Source organism: Citrobacter sp. CK191, assembly GCF_030333435.1.
GTDB lineage: Bacteria > Pseudomonadota > Gammaproteobacteria > Enterobacterales > Enterobacteriaceae > Citrobacter_B > Citrobacter_B koseri.
Genome location: NZ_JAOWFX010000031.1, coordinates 444,029 through 460,003, shown reverse-complemented (window position 1 = coordinate 460,003; position 15,975 = coordinate 444,029). Strand labels below are relative to the sequence as shown.

13 protein-coding genes, 3 tRNA genes and 1 pseudogene are annotated in these 15,975 nt (G+C 47.0%); 8 read left to right on the top strand and 9 right to left on the bottom strand.

Annotated elements, in window-relative coordinates:
• Position 1 precedes the first annotated feature (1 nt).
• From OGV82_RS13760 to OGV82_RS13750, 3 genes are all read right to left on the bottom strand, one after another.
• Complete coding sequence (locus OGV82_RS13760) at positions 2 to 703, bottom strand: fimbrial biogenesis chaperone (RefSeq protein WP_012131866.1); 702 nt, start codon at positions 701 to 703, stop codon at positions 2 to 4.
• 95 nt (positions 704 to 798) lie between these two features.
• Positions 799 to 1,407 (bottom strand): fimbrial protein, encoded by a 609-nt coding sequence (locus OGV82_RS13755; RefSeq protein WP_047462847.1) that lies wholly within the window; start codon positions 1,405 to 1,407, stop codon positions 799 to 801.
• A 609-nt stretch (positions 1,408 to 2,016) separates the two neighbouring features.
• A tRNA-Ser gene (locus OGV82_RS13750) sits at positions 2,017 to 2,106 on the bottom strand.
• Positions 2,107 to 2,199: 93 nt separating this feature from the next.
• Between OGV82_RS13750 and mtfA the strand changes: the two genes are divergently transcribed.
• Positions 2,200 to 2,997, top strand: a complete 798-nt coding sequence (gene mtfA / locus OGV82_RS13745; protein WP_012131863.1) for a DgsA anti-repressor MtfA — start codon at positions 2,200 to 2,202, stop codon at positions 2,995 to 2,997.
• Positions 2,998 to 3,097: 100 nt separating this feature from the next.
• Positions 3,098 to 3,173: transfer RNA gene (locus OGV82_RS13740), tRNA-Asn, on the top strand.
• 37 nt (positions 3,174 to 3,210) lie between these two features.
• Here OGV82_RS13740 and cbl read toward each other — a convergent pair.
• Both cbl and nac read right to left on the bottom strand, forming a co-directional pair.
• The gene (gene cbl / locus OGV82_RS13735) at positions 3,211 to 4,161 is read right to left on the bottom strand and encodes an HTH-type transcriptional regulator Cbl (protein ID WP_024130225.1); all 951 of its coding nucleotides are present in this window, start codon (positions 4,159 to 4,161) and stop codon (positions 3,211 to 3,213) included.
• A gap of 101 nt (positions 4,162 to 4,262) precedes the next feature.
• A complete protein-coding gene (gene nac, locus OGV82_RS13730; RefSeq protein ID WP_047462844.1) occupies positions 4,263 to 5,180 on the bottom strand; it encodes a nitrogen assimilation transcriptional regulator NAC in 918 nt (305 codons plus the stop codon).
• Positions 5,181 to 5,507: 327 nt separating this feature from the next.
• Here nac and OGV82_RS13725 point away from each other — a divergent pair.
• Positions 5,508 to 5,583 (top strand) — tRNA-Asn (locus OGV82_RS13725).
• Positions 5,584 to 5,660: 77 nt separating this feature from the next.
• Here the strand turns inward: OGV82_RS13725 and OGV82_RS13720 are convergent.
• Complete coding sequence (locus OGV82_RS13720) at positions 5,661 to 5,993, bottom strand: type II toxin-antitoxin system PemK/MazF family toxin (RefSeq protein ID WP_047462842.1); 333 nt, start codon at positions 5,991 to 5,993, stop codon at positions 5,661 to 5,663.
• Positions 5,994 to 6,251, bottom strand: coding sequence for an AbrB/MazE/SpoVT family DNA-binding domain-containing protein (locus OGV82_RS13715; RefSeq protein ID WP_047462840.1), 258 nt, complete (start codon positions 6,249 to 6,251; stop codon positions 5,994 to 5,996). It lies immediately after the preceding gene.
• A 97-nt stretch (positions 6,252 to 6,348) separates the two neighbouring features.
• Here OGV82_RS13715 and OGV82_RS13710 point away from each other — a divergent pair, with 97 nt between their 5' ends.
• Positions 6,349 to 6,552 (top strand): hypothetical protein, encoded by a 204-nt coding sequence (locus OGV82_RS13710; RefSeq protein ID WP_072025325.1) that lies wholly within the window; start codon positions 6,349 to 6,351, stop codon positions 6,550 to 6,552.
• A 77-nt stretch (positions 6,553 to 6,629) separates the two neighbouring features.
• Here the strand turns inward: OGV82_RS13710 and OGV82_RS22995 are convergent.
• Positions 6,630 to 7,232 (bottom strand): annotated as a pseudogene (locus tag OGV82_RS22995) (ash family protein); the annotation flags it as partial.
• Positions 7,233 to 7,586: 354 nt separating this feature from the next.
• On the opposite strand from OGV82_RS22995, the gene OGV82_RS13700 reads away from it, so the two are divergent.
• The 4 genes from OGV82_RS13700 to OGV82_RS13685 all read left to right on the top strand — a co-directional run bounded on the left by OGV82_RS13700 (position 7,587) and on the right by OGV82_RS13685 (position 15,040).
• A complete protein-coding gene (locus OGV82_RS13700; protein WP_047462837.1) occupies positions 7,587 to 11,486 on the top strand; it encodes a hypothetical protein in 3,900 nt (1,299 codons plus the stop codon).
• 4 nt (positions 11,487 to 11,490) lie between these two features.
• Positions 11,491 to 13,950 (top strand): hypothetical protein, encoded by a 2,460-nt coding sequence (locus OGV82_RS13695; RefSeq protein ID WP_047462835.1) that lies wholly within the window; start codon positions 11,491 to 11,493, stop codon positions 13,948 to 13,950.
• 76 nt (positions 13,951 to 14,026) lie between these two features.
• Positions 14,027 to 14,317 (top strand): AAA family ATPase, encoded by a 291-nt coding sequence (locus OGV82_RS13690; protein ID WP_321573241.1) that lies wholly within the window; start codon positions 14,027 to 14,029, stop codon positions 14,315 to 14,317.
• A gap of 96 nt (positions 14,318 to 14,413) precedes the next feature.
• Entirely contained in the window at positions 14,414 to 15,040 is a 627-nt protein-coding gene (locus OGV82_RS13685) for a hypothetical protein (protein ID WP_227657980.1), read from the top strand.
• On the opposite strand, the gene OGV82_RS13680 is transcribed toward OGV82_RS13685, so the two are convergent.
• Positions 14,992 to 15,783 carry an ABC transporter ATP-binding protein gene (locus OGV82_RS13680; protein WP_233596535.1) on the bottom strand — a complete coding sequence of 264 codons (792 nt, stop codon included), beginning with the start codon at positions 15,781 to 15,783 and terminating at the stop codon, positions 14,992 to 14,994. The two genes, OGV82_RS13685 and OGV82_RS13680, sit on opposite strands and share 49 nt — an antisense overlap.
• Positions 15,784 to 15,975: the final 192 nt, after the last annotated feature.

Here is a 15,975-nt window from a genome sequence, read left to right as displayed (position 1 = left end):
CTTATTTAACGGCAACTTTCACTGCGACATCTGCGCCATAGTCATTAATGTTGTTAACAGTCAGGGTCTCGCCTTTGTTCACTGTCGAGGAAAGCGCGATAGTCTGACTGGACTGTGGGGCAAACATCACCGTTTTGCTGTTCAGCGCTTTGCCGCCGTCACGAGAGATACGGCTTACGGTGATATAAAAAGGCGTGGGATTGTTGACGGACAGGCTGCTGCCGTTGGCGGAAAGCACCAACTTTTCCGCCGCCGCATCACGGTTGCCTAATCCATTCGGACGATAGATAAACTTAAAGCGAGAACGAATCGCCAGTTGCAGAATATTCTGCCCTTCATTTTTCTGGTTAGCCTCTACCGGCGGAATTTCCAGAAGGTTCAGCCACCATAATGTCTCTTTATCTTTAGCGAGCCCTGCATTGCTGCCGAGCTTAATACGCAAAGTCTGACCGCTTTTAGCGTCAACGCGGGAAATAGGTGGTGTAATAATAAATGGTGTAGTAATCGTATCCGGCGTCGCATCGGCATTACCGTTATCCAGCCAGGCTTGTGCCAGTGCCGGACGATCTGCGGTATTAGAGAGCTGCACCGTTATTTCTTTTTCATTTCCTGGATAAATAAAGCGGGTGCCATTAACAATAATGTTATTAGCATTAGCCGCAAAACTAAAAATGAAACAGAAAAAAAGGGCAATAAGCTTCATGCTGACCTCTGAATAAAAAATAAGCGGCAGCAGCGGCCGCTTTATTATCGTTTTATACCGCCCCGGCGCGAGGCGGTTTTATCTCTCAGCCGATATTACTGGTAGGTAATTTCGTAAGTCGCATAGCTATTGACCACACCGGTTGTCACGCTGTCAGGCGTGCTGGTGGCATAACCAACATAGTAAGTGAAACGCGCGCCATCCTGAACGGCAGCCGCGTCGCCAGTCGCTTTCGGTTGATCGGCGTCGCCCGGGATGATTTTCTTGGCCAGCGTGGTGGCGTTATCGGTAGACAGAACCAGTTGGATATCCTTCGCGCCAGCCGCTTCCGTATTGGCCAGGTAGCCCTGTTGTTTGCCGGAAGCGCCCGCCAGCAGGTTGCCGCCGGTCCAGTTCACACCCAGTTTGCTCACGTCATCTTGTGGATCACCATTCGCCGCCTGGCAGTTAGAAACATCGATGGTGAAAGATTTTGGTTTCAGATAGGTATCCGCAGCCGCAGCTTTAACTTCCGTTAACGTTACCGGAGACAGATAAACATTAGCATCGCTGCCCTGGCCGTTTACGGAAACAGTACAAGATACGTCGGTAACTTTACCGAAGAAATTAACCTGACCGCCGCCGACATTAGTATCAGCAGCATTTGCCGCAGCCATGCCAAAAAATGCAGTCGCGATTGCAGCAGAGAGAAGAACCTTTTTCATTGCCATTTCCTTGTCAGAGTGAATTAAGTATCAATGAGCAAACAGTGAGTTCACACAAAAATCAGAAGCGATATGCGATTCTTACTTGTGCGACTGTTAATAGAAACTTCGACTGACCGGAAGCTGCTATATTTAAGGTATCAAAAACGAACTCGATAAAAACTCGTTGATGCTGTCGGCGTCAAAGAATGCTATTTCGGAGTCAAATATACATTTTTTCATATCTTGATTGAGGCCGTTTAACAGGATTACACCTATTAATCCTCATCTGAAAAATAGAAAAATCCACTCAATGGCATATTGCTATCTTAAAACTTCTACAATTTCTCTCTGTACTGCCTGTCAGTGCTTCACCAATATTGCCAAATAAGATCACCGGTTAAATTCGCGGCGAACCCGGCAAAGAGAAGCCGTTATTCTCCGGTCATAAAACGGAAAGCCAGAGGTTTGTTGCCGATCGCAAAGCGCAAGTGTTCCCCGACGCTGAATTGTCCTGTTCTGGAAAAATCGGAAGAGGATGATGGCGAGAAGCATACCCGGTGAATATACCAACACTATACCAAGTGTGACGGGGGTCGTTGAAAGGGAGTGAACTAAGTGCTTGAATAGTGGCGGAGAGAGGGGGATTTGAACCCCCGGTAGAGTTGCCCCTACTCCGGTTTTCGAGACCGGTCCGTTCAGCCGCTCCGGCATCTCTCCGTTCTGGTGGTTGCCATGATGCCAGGTAATTTGGCATTTTAACAGACCCTGTTCCTGCAATTTTGTTCAAGTGACGAGTTTGCGAGCAAAACGATGATTAAGTGGCCCTGGAAAGTACACGAAACAGACCAGAATGCGGCCTTGCCGTGGGATGACGCCCTGGCAATTCCCCTTCTGGTCAACCTGACCGCGCAAGAGCAAGCCAGATTAATTGCGCTGGCTGAGCGTTTTTTACAGCAAAAAAGGTTGGTCGCTCTTCAGGGATTTGAACTGGATGCGTTGAAAAGCGCGCGTATTGCGCTGCTTTTTTGTCTCCCGGTTCTGGAGCTGGGCATCGAATGGCTCGATGGCTTCCATGAAGTGCTGATCTACCCTGTGCCTTTTGTTGTGGATGATGAATGGGAAGATGATATTGGTCTGGTGCATAACCAGCGCGTTGTCCAGTCCGGGCAAAGCTGGCAGCAAGGCCCAATAATTCTGAACTGGCTTGATATCCAGGACTCCTTCGATGCGTCCGGCTTCAATCTGATTATCCATGAAGTGGCGCATAAACTTGATATGCGCAATGGCGACCGGGCCAGCGGCATCCCGTTGATTCCTCTGCGCGAAGTGGCCAGTTGGGAGCACGATCTCCACGCGGCCATGAACAATATTCAGGATGAAATTGATCTTGTGGGTGAAACCGCATCCAGCATTGATGCTTACGCCGCAACCGACCCTGCTGAATGCTTTGCGGTTCTGTCAGAATACTTCTTCAGCGCCCCGGAACTGTTCGCCCCGCGTTTCCCGGCATTGTGGCAACGTTTTTGTCAGTTTTATCGCCAGGACCCCTTACTGCGACTGCGTGATAACCCAGAAGAGGACAATATACCGACATCACATGTCCATTAAATCGCGGTTTTGAAGATTAATTAACCAATTGAAATGACGTGCGAATTTTACTGTTGACACGTTACAGAGCGGTCAGTATTATTCGCCTCGTTCACACGATTCCTCTGTAGTTCAGTCGGTAGAACGGCGGACTGTTAATCCGTATGTCACTGGTTCGAGTCCAGTCAGAGGAGCCAAATTTAAAGAAGCCCGCTTTTTAGCGGGCTTTTTGCTTTATATCTGATAATCAATGACCGCCTCATCCGACTCCATCACCTGCCGCTTAATATCTTCGACAGACAGCCCCGCATTACACAACTCAATAAACCGCCAGACGTAGTTGCGCTGTAACTGTCCGCGCTTCAGCCCCAGCCAGACGGTATTGGCATCAAATAAATGTCGGGTATCAAGACGCGTCAGCGCCCCCTCTTCCTGCTCGCCGCTGGATTGCTCGGCGACTAATCCAATCCCCAGCCCCAGAGCAACGTACGTTTTGATCACATCAGAATCCTGAGCGCTCAGGACAATATCCGGCAACAACCCTTTGCGGGAGAAGGCTTCATCAATACGGGAGCGCCCTGTAATGCCCTGACGATAAGTGATTAGCGGCCAGTGCGCGATCGCTTCCAGCGTCAGTGGAGAGGTCTGCACCAGGGGATGATCGCGAGGTACTAATAAACTGTGGTGCCAGCGAAACCAGGGAAAGGCCACCAGCAACGGATCATTACTCAGACGCTCACTGGCAATGCCGATATCCGCGCCACCGTTTTGCAACAGCCCCTCTATCTCCTGCGGCGTGCCCTGAATAAGCTCCAGTCGGACTTCCGGGAAAATCTCGCGAAAGGCTTTGATCACTTCCGGCAAGCTATATCGCGCCTGGGTGTGCGTCGTGGCAATGGTCAGTACGCCAGATGTATCATTGGTGAACAGGTCGGCCAGTCTGCGAACATTGCTGGCCTCATTCAGAATGCGCTCGGCGATGACCAGCAGCGCCTTACCCGGTTCTGTCATCCCGAGCAGGCGCTTGCCGCGCCGGATAAAAATTTCAATACCGAGCTCATCTTCAAGCTCGCGAATATGCCGACTCACTCCCGACTGAGAGGTATAAAGCATATTGGCGACTTCAGTCAGGTTGTAATCCTGACGGGCCGCCTCGCGGATGATTTTAAGTTGCTGGAAATTCACGCTTCGCTCCGAAGACATCAGACATGACGCTATTGTTAAAGTCTGAAGCCCGGCATAACAAATAATAAAAACCTGCATCTTATACCGCGATGGAATAACGCCTAGCTCACCAGCAGAAGTTCACGGTTTTCCAGCATAGGGCGGCTCACCAGCGACATCAGGATCTCTTTCACTGCCTGTGCCTGCGGTGTCAGACTCCCCCTCGCCGACATATTCAGCGACAGCGGTAAACTCATCGACGGCGTGGTGATACGCGCCATCCAGCCATTTGCCGCGCCGCTTAACGATCGGGCTGCCGACTCCGGTAACACCGTCACCCCCATCCCACTGGCGATAGCCGCTGTTAATGTCGCGATGGATTCGATTTCGCCAATCACTTTTGCGGTCAATCGGCGTAAGGAAAAGGCTTCATCCACGCGCGAACGAACGGCGCTATAGTCGCGAGGAAGGAACAGATTCATCTCCGCAACCGCCGTTAAATCCACGCTCGGCCCAGGGCAATCCCGGGTTCCCACCAGAAAAAGATCTTCTTTCAGCAGCGGCTGGCTGGTAATACCGGCCACCGGAGAACGCTCGTAAAGAACCGCCATATCAAGTTGGCCGCTGAGTAATTTATCATTCAGCACCACCCCGCTGTTTTCATGCAGGTAAACCAACACCTCTGGCAATTCCGCCCGCACGGCCTGTAGCAGCGGCATCGTCACCGACGAGGCAGCCGTTCCCGGCGCCAGACCGATCGACACCTGCCCCCTCAGCGTTTGCCCGACATTATTAACCGCCAGCTGTGCCTGTTCACACTGACGCAAAATCGTTCGCGCATGGGTATACAGGATTTTTCCTGCTTCAGTCGGCGTCACGCCGCGCTTTGTCCGAATCAACAATTGCTGATCCAGTTCCCCTTCCAGCGTAGCGACCTGCTGGCTGAGTGCGGGTTGCGCAATGTGTAATACTTCCGCGGCCTGCGTCAGGCTACCGATGTCGACGATTTTCACAAAGTATTTCAGTCGTCTGAAGTTCATTTTGCCTCCTGTCAGGAATACCAGTCATGATACTGGCTGTCATGTTATGGAGGATTTTGCAAAAGGCTTGCCAGTTTCTGGCCGACGCTGATTTTTATGCTAACCTGCTGTCAAATAAGAGAATGTGATTACAAGACAACGTTTTTAACGTTAACAACAGTTTCCGATCTGCCCCATAAGAGGTACGTTTGCACCAGAATGGCGCAAAATAGCGGCCGAATGAAAGATCATCGCTTTGTTGATTTTGTCAGCAAATGAACGCGCAATCGCATTTCACCCTTTGACAATGATCGTGGGCGTCGTTAATATGCGCCCCGTTCACACGATTCCTCTGTAGTTCAGTCGGTAGAACGGCGGACTGTTAATCCGTATGTCACTGGTTCGAGTCCAGTCAGAGGAGCCAGATTTAGAGAAGCCCGCTTAAGGAAACTTAAGCGGGCTTTTTGTTTGACAGTGCCCTCATTCAGATTACCTAAAAGATCAGCTCATAATGGCTTCCAGTCGAGCCAGCACTTCATTCACGACAGCGTCGGGTATACGTTCCAGTCGCTTACCGCTTCGGGCTCCCATATCAATGGTTCTGGGCTGGTCGCAGCGAATAACGCCCGTTGTTTTGGTTCCTGTACCGTCCAGTGAGACGGTAAAACCGGCTGCTCGGGCGAAGTTTCCGCCGCTGGTGACGGGAACAACAACGGGTAGCCGGGTCAGCTTGTTAAACGATGCCTTCGATACGATAAGCACCGGACGTTTTCCGCTTTGCTCGTGACCGGCAATCGGATCCAGTGAAACAAGCCAGATTTCCCCTCTGTCCATTTACAGGAGCTCCTTACCCACCGCAGGCGCATCAATCCATTTCCGATCCTCTTCGCTCATTTCGGCGTGCGGATCGCACTGCGCCAGCAACTCCTCAAGCGAATAACGGGGCCGTTTCTGGGGTTCAATAATCAGGCAACCATTATCAATGGTCATACCCACTTCGCTGTCCGTCGACAGCTCCAGCGTTTTCAGCACGGCGGGAGGAACCGCCAGCATGATGGATCCGCCGACCTTTTTCAGGCGAGTTGTATACATAGAGCACCTCCGAATATTATATTTTAATATAACATCTACGGCGGGCGATGCACAATTATTCATCAGATTCATTGTGATTTCCTTAGCGTAAGAAAGTGTGAAGAAAGCTTTAATCCATCGAAGGACAGATCCGGCAGTTTTCAAAGGCGGCATTGCCGGTAAAACGGCGACCATCCTGATACATCAGGCGCTTCTTTCAGGTCATGAAACATTTCGTGCAGGCGGGAACTTAGTTCGTGGTAAGAAGGCCGATAATAGAAAACTGTTTTTGCAGTTCAAAGGATTCTTGTGGATCGGATAAACAAAATGCGGCACAGCTTCCGTATCCGGGCTGCGCCGGAGGAACATCAATGTCGGCAGGATGCCAGTCAGACTGCATCATGCTTTGACCTCCACGCCGTCAATAAACTTCACGCCGTCGGAAGTACGCAGCCAACGCGGAGCCTTCATTTCCGCGGCGAAGTAGTTGATCAGGTCGTACAATAGCCAGCTAAGGTACTTCTCCATTTCAGAAGAAAATCCCTGCCCCGCCAGCGTCTACATCAGGGCAAGGCAGTAGTTACAAAGTTCTGTGCATTCAGGCCCAAACTGCGGGAAATTCGCAGGGAGAGTATCAACGGTCAGGCATTCAACAAGGTGGGGTGGAACAGGTTCTAACAGAGTGGGCTGAAGCAGCGTCAGACAGGCGTTGAGTCTGCCGCAAAGCGCCATTTTCAGCGTGGGATCGTTACTTTCAATCAGGGTTTCGGCAAAAGTTTCGCAGTGACCAGCGAGTACAGTGGAATCCGTGGCAGCATTAAAGGGAACAGCAAGTAACGAGTGTGTCTGGATTGGGATAGTAGCCATAGTGGCAGCCTCCTGTAAACCCACCACCAGAGGTTCCAGTCTCATGGTGGTGGACTGAACGGGGTTGGAACTACCGGCGTTACAGGCAACCGGCGCACCTTGCGGTGCCCCCGCCCAGCCCACCATTGAGGTATAACCGAGCGCACGACATAAAAAAAGACGCGGGGCGCGTCATATGTCGCCTGTAATATTCCTCAGGGTTCCAATCCCGGCACCTGATTTTGCAGGTGCGGGTAAAAGATACCGCTTTCGGTCGAAAACGGCAGAGGGAAGCGGTGGAAGACAGATCGCAGATTGTTATAAAAAAGAGACCCGCAGCACAAAAGCCAGATATATAACACGCCAGCAAATCATCCAGTCAACAGATGTATCATGGACTTTGTTTTATAAAGAGAAATTAACATTAAACATTGAAATGATACTCGATCGGCGTAACATGAATTTGCTGAAATTTTACTCTTCGATAACCTGACATGGATGAGGTGAAATGTGAGTGCCCCTTTATTACGTTCCTACAATGCCGTTATTGAATACACCCTTTCTCAGGCAAAAAAGTCCAAAACGTCCCGTCGTATCGCAGGATTTTGCCAACTTCAGGGGCCAACAGGTAGCGGGAAGACGAGCTCGCTTTATCGTCCTGGTCATGAAGACAACGCACTTCCGGCACTGGAATCCATTAAAAAGGCAGGCTTTCAGGCCATTCTGGTTACCCACCGCTGGAACATACTGCACGATATTTATGAAAAAACAGCAGAGCATAAAGACAGTAACGAAGAGCCATTCAGGGTCAGTGTGCTTTATGCACAAGAGGACCAGATTGTATCTGCCGTTGAAGCGACACCTTTACCTCATGAGACAAATATTTCTCCAGCTTTGTTACCCAACCCTTTTACGTCTATCGATGAGCTGCATGTCAGTAATTTGTTTGCCAGTAAAGATATGGCTGAAAAATTGCGCAAAAGTTGCAACAATATACTCCGTATCAACAGAACGCTAAAAAATTATCCCTCCCAATTTCGGACTGCCATCGCCAGTGAGAAAGAAGCGTTAATCAATTCGTGTACAGCCGTAGAAATAACGCTGATTCAGAACATTAAGTCTCTGGATAAAGAGTTCAAAAAGCAAAAAGAAAAATACGGCGAAATGAATGAACTTACGCAGGCTGCGAAGCAGCGGCTCGATGATTTCCGTCGTCATGCCTGGGTTAGACGAATTCTTCCAGCCATTGCCTGGCGTGACGAAAAGCAACATCTGCTGATCATGACAACCCAAAAGCTGGTTTCATCATTTTACGATGGCCGGCGCAAAGTACGTATGTCCAGTAAAGAGTTGCGTAATCACATCATTTTTATTGACGAGTTTGATTATCAGGCTGAGGTATTACAGGAGTATCTGGCTCAGGCCCAGTGGGTTCAGGAGCCGCCAGAATGCCTAGGCCAGTTGCTGGATGGGGGACGCAGGTTACTGCAACGTCTGCAACATGTAGTAACGGAGCCAGCTCCGATGATTCGTGTACGCTTGGCTGAGTTTCTTAAAAATCTGGAAGATACATTGGTTGACAAAAAAGTGGATTTAACACATGCCAGATCATTGGTTATGCCACTACAACAGTATCTGACAGGTAAGCCATTCGGTGAGCATTACTTATTTCGCTCTGATCATTTAGTCACCAGCGAACGGCTCATTATGCGAAAAGCAGATCATGGATATGAAATTATAAAGCCCAACGCTTTACTTCAGGATAATGAGTCAATAATTGATATCAGCGATTTTTTGCGTCTGATGGAAAAATTTATTCGGCAGTTTAACCTGATGTTAACAGATCTAACAGCCAGTGAAGACGAAGCACATGAATATATCAAAAAATTAACCCGGCTTCTGTTCGATCCTGTCAATGACTATAGACCATCATACTATGGCTCAACCCTGCCAAATATGTCCCGGTTTTTGTTACCACGTACCGATCTGCCTGAACTGCGGGAACTAAGAAAAAGTAATATTTTGCCCAATACACATGCCAGTATTTTTGGGTTAACTAACTGGTTGCTGAAACAAAATGTCGTGGATACCGATATCGATCCATTACGAATACAGATAAAGCGAGCATTCTTGCCAACAACAGCAGAAGGTCTACTACTGTCACTAGCCAGTCGTAATCTCGTTTTTGCACTGTCAGCCACATCATATATTGAAAGAGCCTGCAACCACTTTGATGTCCGGTGGATAAACTCAGCCTTACGCTATATTGCGGAAGCACGCAATCCCGCAGTTACAGAAAGTTTTCTCGGAACTACTTTTGAAAACCGACCTGATTCCTGGTTTAAAGAACCGATACCCTATGTTCAGACCGATGATGACCTTCAGTTACAGAATACCGCGATTGAAGAGATCAACAGCAGCAAGGAAAGTATCAGAAAGACACAACTGAATACTGAGATCCATGATTTTAATAAAATAAAGAACAGCCAGCATTCAGCCGATCTGCTCGCTTCTCTGCCCCCCGATTTTTTCCAGAATGATGATGAACCTTCAACAGATTTCGAATCAGAATATCGCCAGAATATTCTACTTAAACTGCTTGATGTGCTGGATCTGGCAGGAAAAAGGCCTCAGCACCGAGGGCATCTGGCTTTTGTTAATTCCATATCTTATTTAAAAAAATGGCTAACCGCTGCAATAGCGACACAAAGCAGAGATTGCCTCACATGGTTAAAGCTGAACCCGCCTTTATCCGACAATCTTCTGTTAAAGAATTTTACTGATGTATTTATCCCGTTGACCATACATAACGAGCCCGCACTAATCTGTCTGTTAACCGCAGAATGTCAGAAAAAAAAGGGCTTCAGTGATGCCTATCAGGCCGCATTTGCTTCCCGACGTATTGTTATTGTACTGACACAAACTGCCTCTGCCACTAACGGTATAAATCTGGATTTCAGCCTGCCTGAATCCGGCAAAAATATGGATTTAACCTGTTTGTATTTATTGGAATCACGGCATTATTACTTTTCCGCTTTCCAGACAAGTGCAGATAGCAATGATGATATGGCACATGCAGGCTTCCAGTTACGCAATTTGGAAAAACTACTCCGTGTAGGAGAAATTTCACGTAAACAGCATCAGCGCTTCATCCTGCCACTGATGTTGAACCGGAAGAACGAAATCTCCCGGTTAAACGGAGAGTATAAGAGAACCAGCGATTATATAAAAAATACGGCAGCCAATGTTCAACAGCAGGTTGGTCGTATTGAGAGAGCCTGGTGTGAAGTACCCAATGCTGAGATTCATCTTGATTCTGAACTGGCAAAAGATCTGTCCCGCTTTGCTTCACTGCCTATTTATACATCAAATCGTCGACAGCTTTCGGCACTCAATCGTCAATTACTGGATACACTTCGGGAACGTGATGAACTGACACAGAACAATTTCTTCAGCCAGCTCATGACGCCGACACAGCCTGGAAAACTAGCATTGGATTATATCGATCAGCGGCTGGTTCCGGCTATTCGGTTGTTACGGGAACAGTCAACACCAAGAGATGACATCTCATTACTCTGGCGACAACTCGGTAAAGCAGTACTTCAACATGATTTAGCCTGGGAACCGGGAAAAAACGCTTTCGACATTGATCTTGAATTATATAAATGGGCTTGCTTTGAAAAACCGAAATTAGCTAATACTGACGGCAAAATCTGGTACTCCCCACAGACATGGCAGTTTTTTGATAAAGCAGCAGAAGGGCTGCGCCAATACAACCCTCAGAGACTGTACCAGTATATCCAACGTCATCCTGTCATTACTGACTGGTTCAACCGTAAAGGTTACAGAACGTCTATTATGCCCTTCGCGAACGATTTGGAAGAACGTTACGCATTTCATCCACTAGTTGTACAACGCCTGTTGATGGGACGTCTGGGAGAAGAGGCTATCCGGGCACTTCTTTATTCAGAGAGCATCATTACCACCAGCCAAGTGAGCAATCACCGGCTTTTTGAGCAGTATGATTTCAGCATAAAAAATTCTGATTATCGTGTGGATGCTAAGTTTTGGAGACAAGATACTCTCGATAAGGCAGATGAAGAATATCAACAATGGTTGGCGTCTGGCGCAAATCAAGAGCATACCCCTCTGGGTCTGAGTAAAAAACTGGCACAAATTCGCGCTATCGAGGGTAATAAAACCAAATTGGTTATCGCCAACTTTGTTGCTCCACATGCTGATAGTCAATTACTGGGTTTCTCTCACCAATTAACCCCTGTTCAAAATCCTTATGATGCGGACATTCTGGTTCTCGGCGGATGTGTGACCCCGGACACCATTTCAGTGGAAACACCCGGATTCGGGCAACTCAAAAAAATCATTAATCAAAACATTATGGAAAGAGCATAACATCATGGCGAAACGTAATGACGAAATAATCCGTTCTCTCCCCCTTTCACACATGATTTACCAGGACAACGAGATCGATCGGGAGAAAGCTGAAAAACTGGTTGTCTATCATTATCCGTTAAGTAAAAACTATCGCTGGAAAGAATGGCAAACCAAAATTGATGATGAGTTAGGTAGGCGTTATTACCCTTATTTGATGAAGTCTCATAAAGATCAATTTGGACTATACGTTGCTTTGGACTCTGAGCAGGATAATCCACCAGTAATAAAAAATGGTGATGGGATTATTGTTGAACCAACGCGTGTCCATTACGAGGCTATGCTGAATCCAGTATGGATCCGGCTTATCATGCGTAAAGTCTCCGCCTTTGGTTCACATTGCAAAGGTAGTCATACTCTGGGATGCCCATTACTACAGACTGACGTCTGGAGAAGTAAGAACAGCTTCGGTATCAATGCAATTAGTCTGGACTGTCGTACTCAACAAAGAAGCGATAAAAATATAACTGAGGTTATATTATTTCATAAAAACGTTCCACTACGTCCTGTCGATATAAAAACCGAATCGTTTAATATTAATCAACCATTATGGACATATGATAAAAATAATATTCTTGTCCGCTGGAAAGCGGAGAAAACGACAAAACCTAAATCTCAGATTTACCGTGAAGTAGCCAAAGACAAAGATAAACGCAAGCTACGCCCTTTTCTCGACCTTTCGTCCTCAACCTCACTTAAAAATAGCTGGCCTTGGATCCTTCAACCCGTTCAAAATGAATTTATTGAGCAAGCAAGAAAATTTGGCTTCGGATTATCTCCTGTAGTACTTAAGTTACGCCCTTTATCGCTTAAAACAAAATTCAAAACAACTGACAAGGCTAAATTCCCAAGTGTACAGCTTGACAATGAGATAAAGGTTCTCGATCTACGTTTTTCGAAAAATGTATCCCCGCAATACATTGTTAATAACATTCAGTCGCTGCTGAATGAAAAATATCCTGATGCACGCATGTCATTACTACCTGATATAGAACAGGATCAGATTGCGAACATAGAAATTGATGAATCACAGTGCCTACTTGTTCTGCTGGATCAGACTCCGGGTATCATTGACGATCGCTATCCATTGACACAAATGTTAAGAACTAAAGTTGCCTGCCAGCATATTAATGTTAATCCTTTTGATCTCACTGGTGATCCAGTTACGGATAACTTACTAATAGAACAGTCTACTTCTGATGGTGACACGAGGCTTATTCCTGCCACAGATTCTCGTTACTATGATTATAGTATCAGTGATTTTGAGAAAAAAGCAGTTCAGGAAGCTCTGGCACGTAATGTTGAAATTGTATATAAAGAGTTAGCCCTGAAGCATTTGCTGCTATGTAATAAGACCAAAATTAGTGTGACGCTTCCGCAACAGAAGGATCTACTAACTAACAGTCTCGCTGTAATCACTAATGGCTGTTTATTTACTGTTAAACAAGACCGCCCAATAATATTACCTTTCCATCCAGCTATGCCAGATGCTGTTTCAGCCTGTGATAATATACTCCGTTTATTTGATACCTCTGTAACAGCACTACTCACTTTGCTTAACGAAAAGTGGCCTTACCATTATCGCCCCCAGGATATTACACAAGGGATTTGGAATGAAGCAGAGAAGTTGACCCGATTTATTAATCGGTTGACGGTGATAATTCACAAAACGGAAGAAGTGACTATCCTCCTTCAGGATCCACAATATGGAGCACCTCATATGCTTCCGGAGAAATTAAACGATTTAATGACTATTCTGGATTCTCAACGGCAACAACTCTCTCTTAATCAATGGTTATTACCTGAAATGGATGAACTAACATTTCATATAGACCAACTTACTGAAGAGGGTGAATTATCCGATACAAGTAGAAATACGCTGCTTCGTGAATTAGAATTGTTGTGTGAGTTATGGAAATGTGCGTTAAAAAAATATTATTCCAACAATGAATTCAATGTCACTTATGATATTTTAAAAAAATATGTTTTTTCCCAATGGCCTGAGAAGAAAAATGCGCTTATGGTCGGAGTTGCTCAAAAATCAGTAAAAAGAGCCAGTACATCATTAATAGCATCATGGAATAAATTATTATCTCGTGTCTTCGATTTACCTTTAGGCGATCCTCGAAACTGGCTCAAGAACGTGCCGGGCATTACACGACTCTGGCATGATCCAGAGCAAAATTACGTTATTGTTGGCAGTCTTTCCTCCCCTCAACCTATTATTCAACGTCAGCCCAGTATTCGCCAATGGCATGCATTGCAGGGCGAACTTAATTCTGAACTTCTTGCCGGACTGGTTGATGTTGATTGGGTCAGAATGAATCAACTAGCGGGTAATCCCTGTGTAGCTACTCTTGTGCGTCGGTGGAAGGAATGCCAGGTTCAGCCGGATGATGTGCGTGATGTATCACTGACAGAGTAAAGTTTCAATGCCTCAGGTAATAATATAGGACCTGAGGTATTGTGAACAACCAAGCTATTAGAAGGATGAAGCTCACATGCAATGTAAAATATCAACTTTGTCGATATCCTATAAACAGATTGAGGGATGTATGCGCATTCATCAGGTTCAAATAAAGAATTTCCGACTTTTAGCTGACGTGGAACTTGTATTAGAGAAACAGACGACAGTTATTGTTGGTCGAAACAACAGTGGAAAAACATCGCTCTCAGAGATAATACGCAGATTTTTAGCAGACGGTAGTGCGACTTTTCAACTCGAAGACTTTTCCAGTTCTTGCTATGACCGTTTTTGTGATGCACTGAGAACGCTAAACGAAGGGGAATAGGATCATGTCGTTCGTGATCTCGTCCCAGCTATTGAACTTCGATTGAAATTCCAGTACGACTCCACGCAACCTCAATTAGGCCCATTGAGCCCCTTCGTGATTGATTTGGATCCGGCGTGTACCGAAGCGCTCGTGGTAGTCAGGTATGAATTGAAAGATGGCCAACTGGCACGATTTCTAGAAGGACAGCCCACAGAACAATTAATTCCAGAAACTAGAATTGCCTTCTTCCGCACGTTGCGAGAACGTATTCCCAATGATTTTTGCGTGAAAATATGGGCTGAAGATCCCAATGATCCGGATAATCACCGCGAGTTACAATCAGGAGCGCTACGCTGTCTGGTCAAATCGGGGTTTATCAACGCTCAGCGGGGACTTGATGATGTGACATCCAGAGAATCGGATGTACTGGCTAAAACGGTTGAAAATCTGTTTGCAACAGCTGCTTCAGCCTCTGCGTGTACAGCAGATAAACAAATTGCCGATGCATTGAAAGGCGCGGTTCAGGATATTCAGACTCAGATTGACACAAACTTTGGTAGCCAACTCAAAGGCCTGATCCCGGCGCTGAAAACGTTTGGATATCCCGGACTGGGAGGGCAAGAATTACATACCGAAACATTGCTCGACGTGCGCAAGTTACTATCAAATTTCACTAAGGTTCGATACTCGGGTTATAGCGGTGTCACACTACCGGAGCAGGTCAACCCAAAAACGGGATAAAGGTTTTCAGACACCAGCACACGCTCCGGTGTGTCGCAAAGCACCATTCTTCCCTGCGACAGAAGAAGAACGCGGTCAGCAAAAGATTCAATCAGCGACAGATCGTGCAATACCGCCACCACCGTTATCCCCTTGTTTTTCACCAACGAAAGCAGTTCCACCCGACCGGAGGGATCCAGATGGTTGGTTGGCTCATCAAGCAGCACCAGGCTCGGCATCTGAGCTAACACCCGCGCCAGCGCCGCCCGCTGCCTTTCTCCGCCAGAAAGCGCGGACAGCGACCGCTTTCGCAACGCCAGTAATCCCGTCTCTTTAATGGCATTCGTCACGATGGCATCATGCCTGTCGCGTGGTGCATCCCGGGCGTGCGGGATACGCCCCAGCGCCACATAATCCTCAAGAGCCAGCCTCAGATCGGGCGTATCATTTTGCGCCAGAACGGCGATCTGCTTTGCCCGCTGCTGCCGCGACAGCGCCGAAACAGACCGGCCCAGTAGCTGAATATCGCCCTTCTGAAGGGGGTGTTCCTGACTTATCGCCCTCAGTAAAGACGTTTTACCGCTGCCGTTAGGCCCAATAACGGCCAGGCATTTCCCTTCCTCAACCTCAAAGCGAATTGCACAAAGCAGTTCTCCGCCTCCGGGTCGCTGTAGCGACGCAATATTGACGCTTAGAGCACTCGCCGGGTTATCACTGGATGCGACGAATTGCACAATACTTAACCTCTTCCATGATCGAATCATTGATTTGATATGTTATATCATAACAATTAACGTTAACAACCCTGAGATACAAGGCGATTTCAACCGGGGCTCCGTACTATTTTTCATCTTGCCCGCGCGTGACGGATAAAATCATTTTCTCTTTCCGTCTGTCGCGGTAGTCTCATAAAGGCCGTTAATATGTCGGCAGCAATATGAGTCATCATTTCTCCA

What these genes read in the sequence shown, in the direction of transcription:
- OGV82_RS13690 (WP_321573241.1), top strand. Translation starts at nt 14,027, where the DNA reads ATGCAATGTAAAATATCAACTTTGTCGATATCCTATAAACAGATTGAG.
- mtfA (WP_012131863.1), top strand. Translation starts at nt 2,200, where the DNA reads ATGATTAAGTGGCCCTGGAAAGTACACGAAACAGACCAGAATGCGGCC.
- OGV82_RS13715 (WP_047462840.1), bottom strand. Translation starts at nt 6,251, where the DNA reads ATGTATACAACTCGCCTGAAAAAGGTCGGCGGATCCATCATGCTGGCG.
- nac (WP_047462844.1), bottom strand. Translation starts at nt 5,180, where the DNA reads ATGAACTTCAGACGACTGAAATACTTTGTGAAAATCGTCGACATCGGT.
- OGV82_RS13760 (WP_012131866.1), bottom strand. Translation starts at nt 703, where the DNA reads ATGAAGCTTATTGCCCTTTTTTTCTGTTTCATTTTTAGTTTTGCGGCT.
- OGV82_RS13680 (WP_233596535.1), bottom strand. Translation starts at nt 15,783, where the DNA reads ATGATTCGATCATGGAAGAGGTTAAGTATTGTGCAATTCGTCGCATCC.
- OGV82_RS13755 (WP_047462847.1), bottom strand. Translation starts at nt 1,407, where the DNA reads ATGAAAAAGGTTCTTCTCTCTGCTGCAATCGCGACTGCATTTTTTGGC.
- OGV82_RS13695 (WP_047462835.1), top strand. Translation starts at nt 11,491, where the DNA reads ATGGCGAAACGTAATGACGAAATAATCCGTTCTCTCCCCCTTTCACAC.
- OGV82_RS13720 (WP_047462842.1), bottom strand. Translation starts at nt 5,993, where the DNA reads ATGGACAGAGGGGAAATCTGGCTTGTTTCACTGGATCCGATTGCCGGT.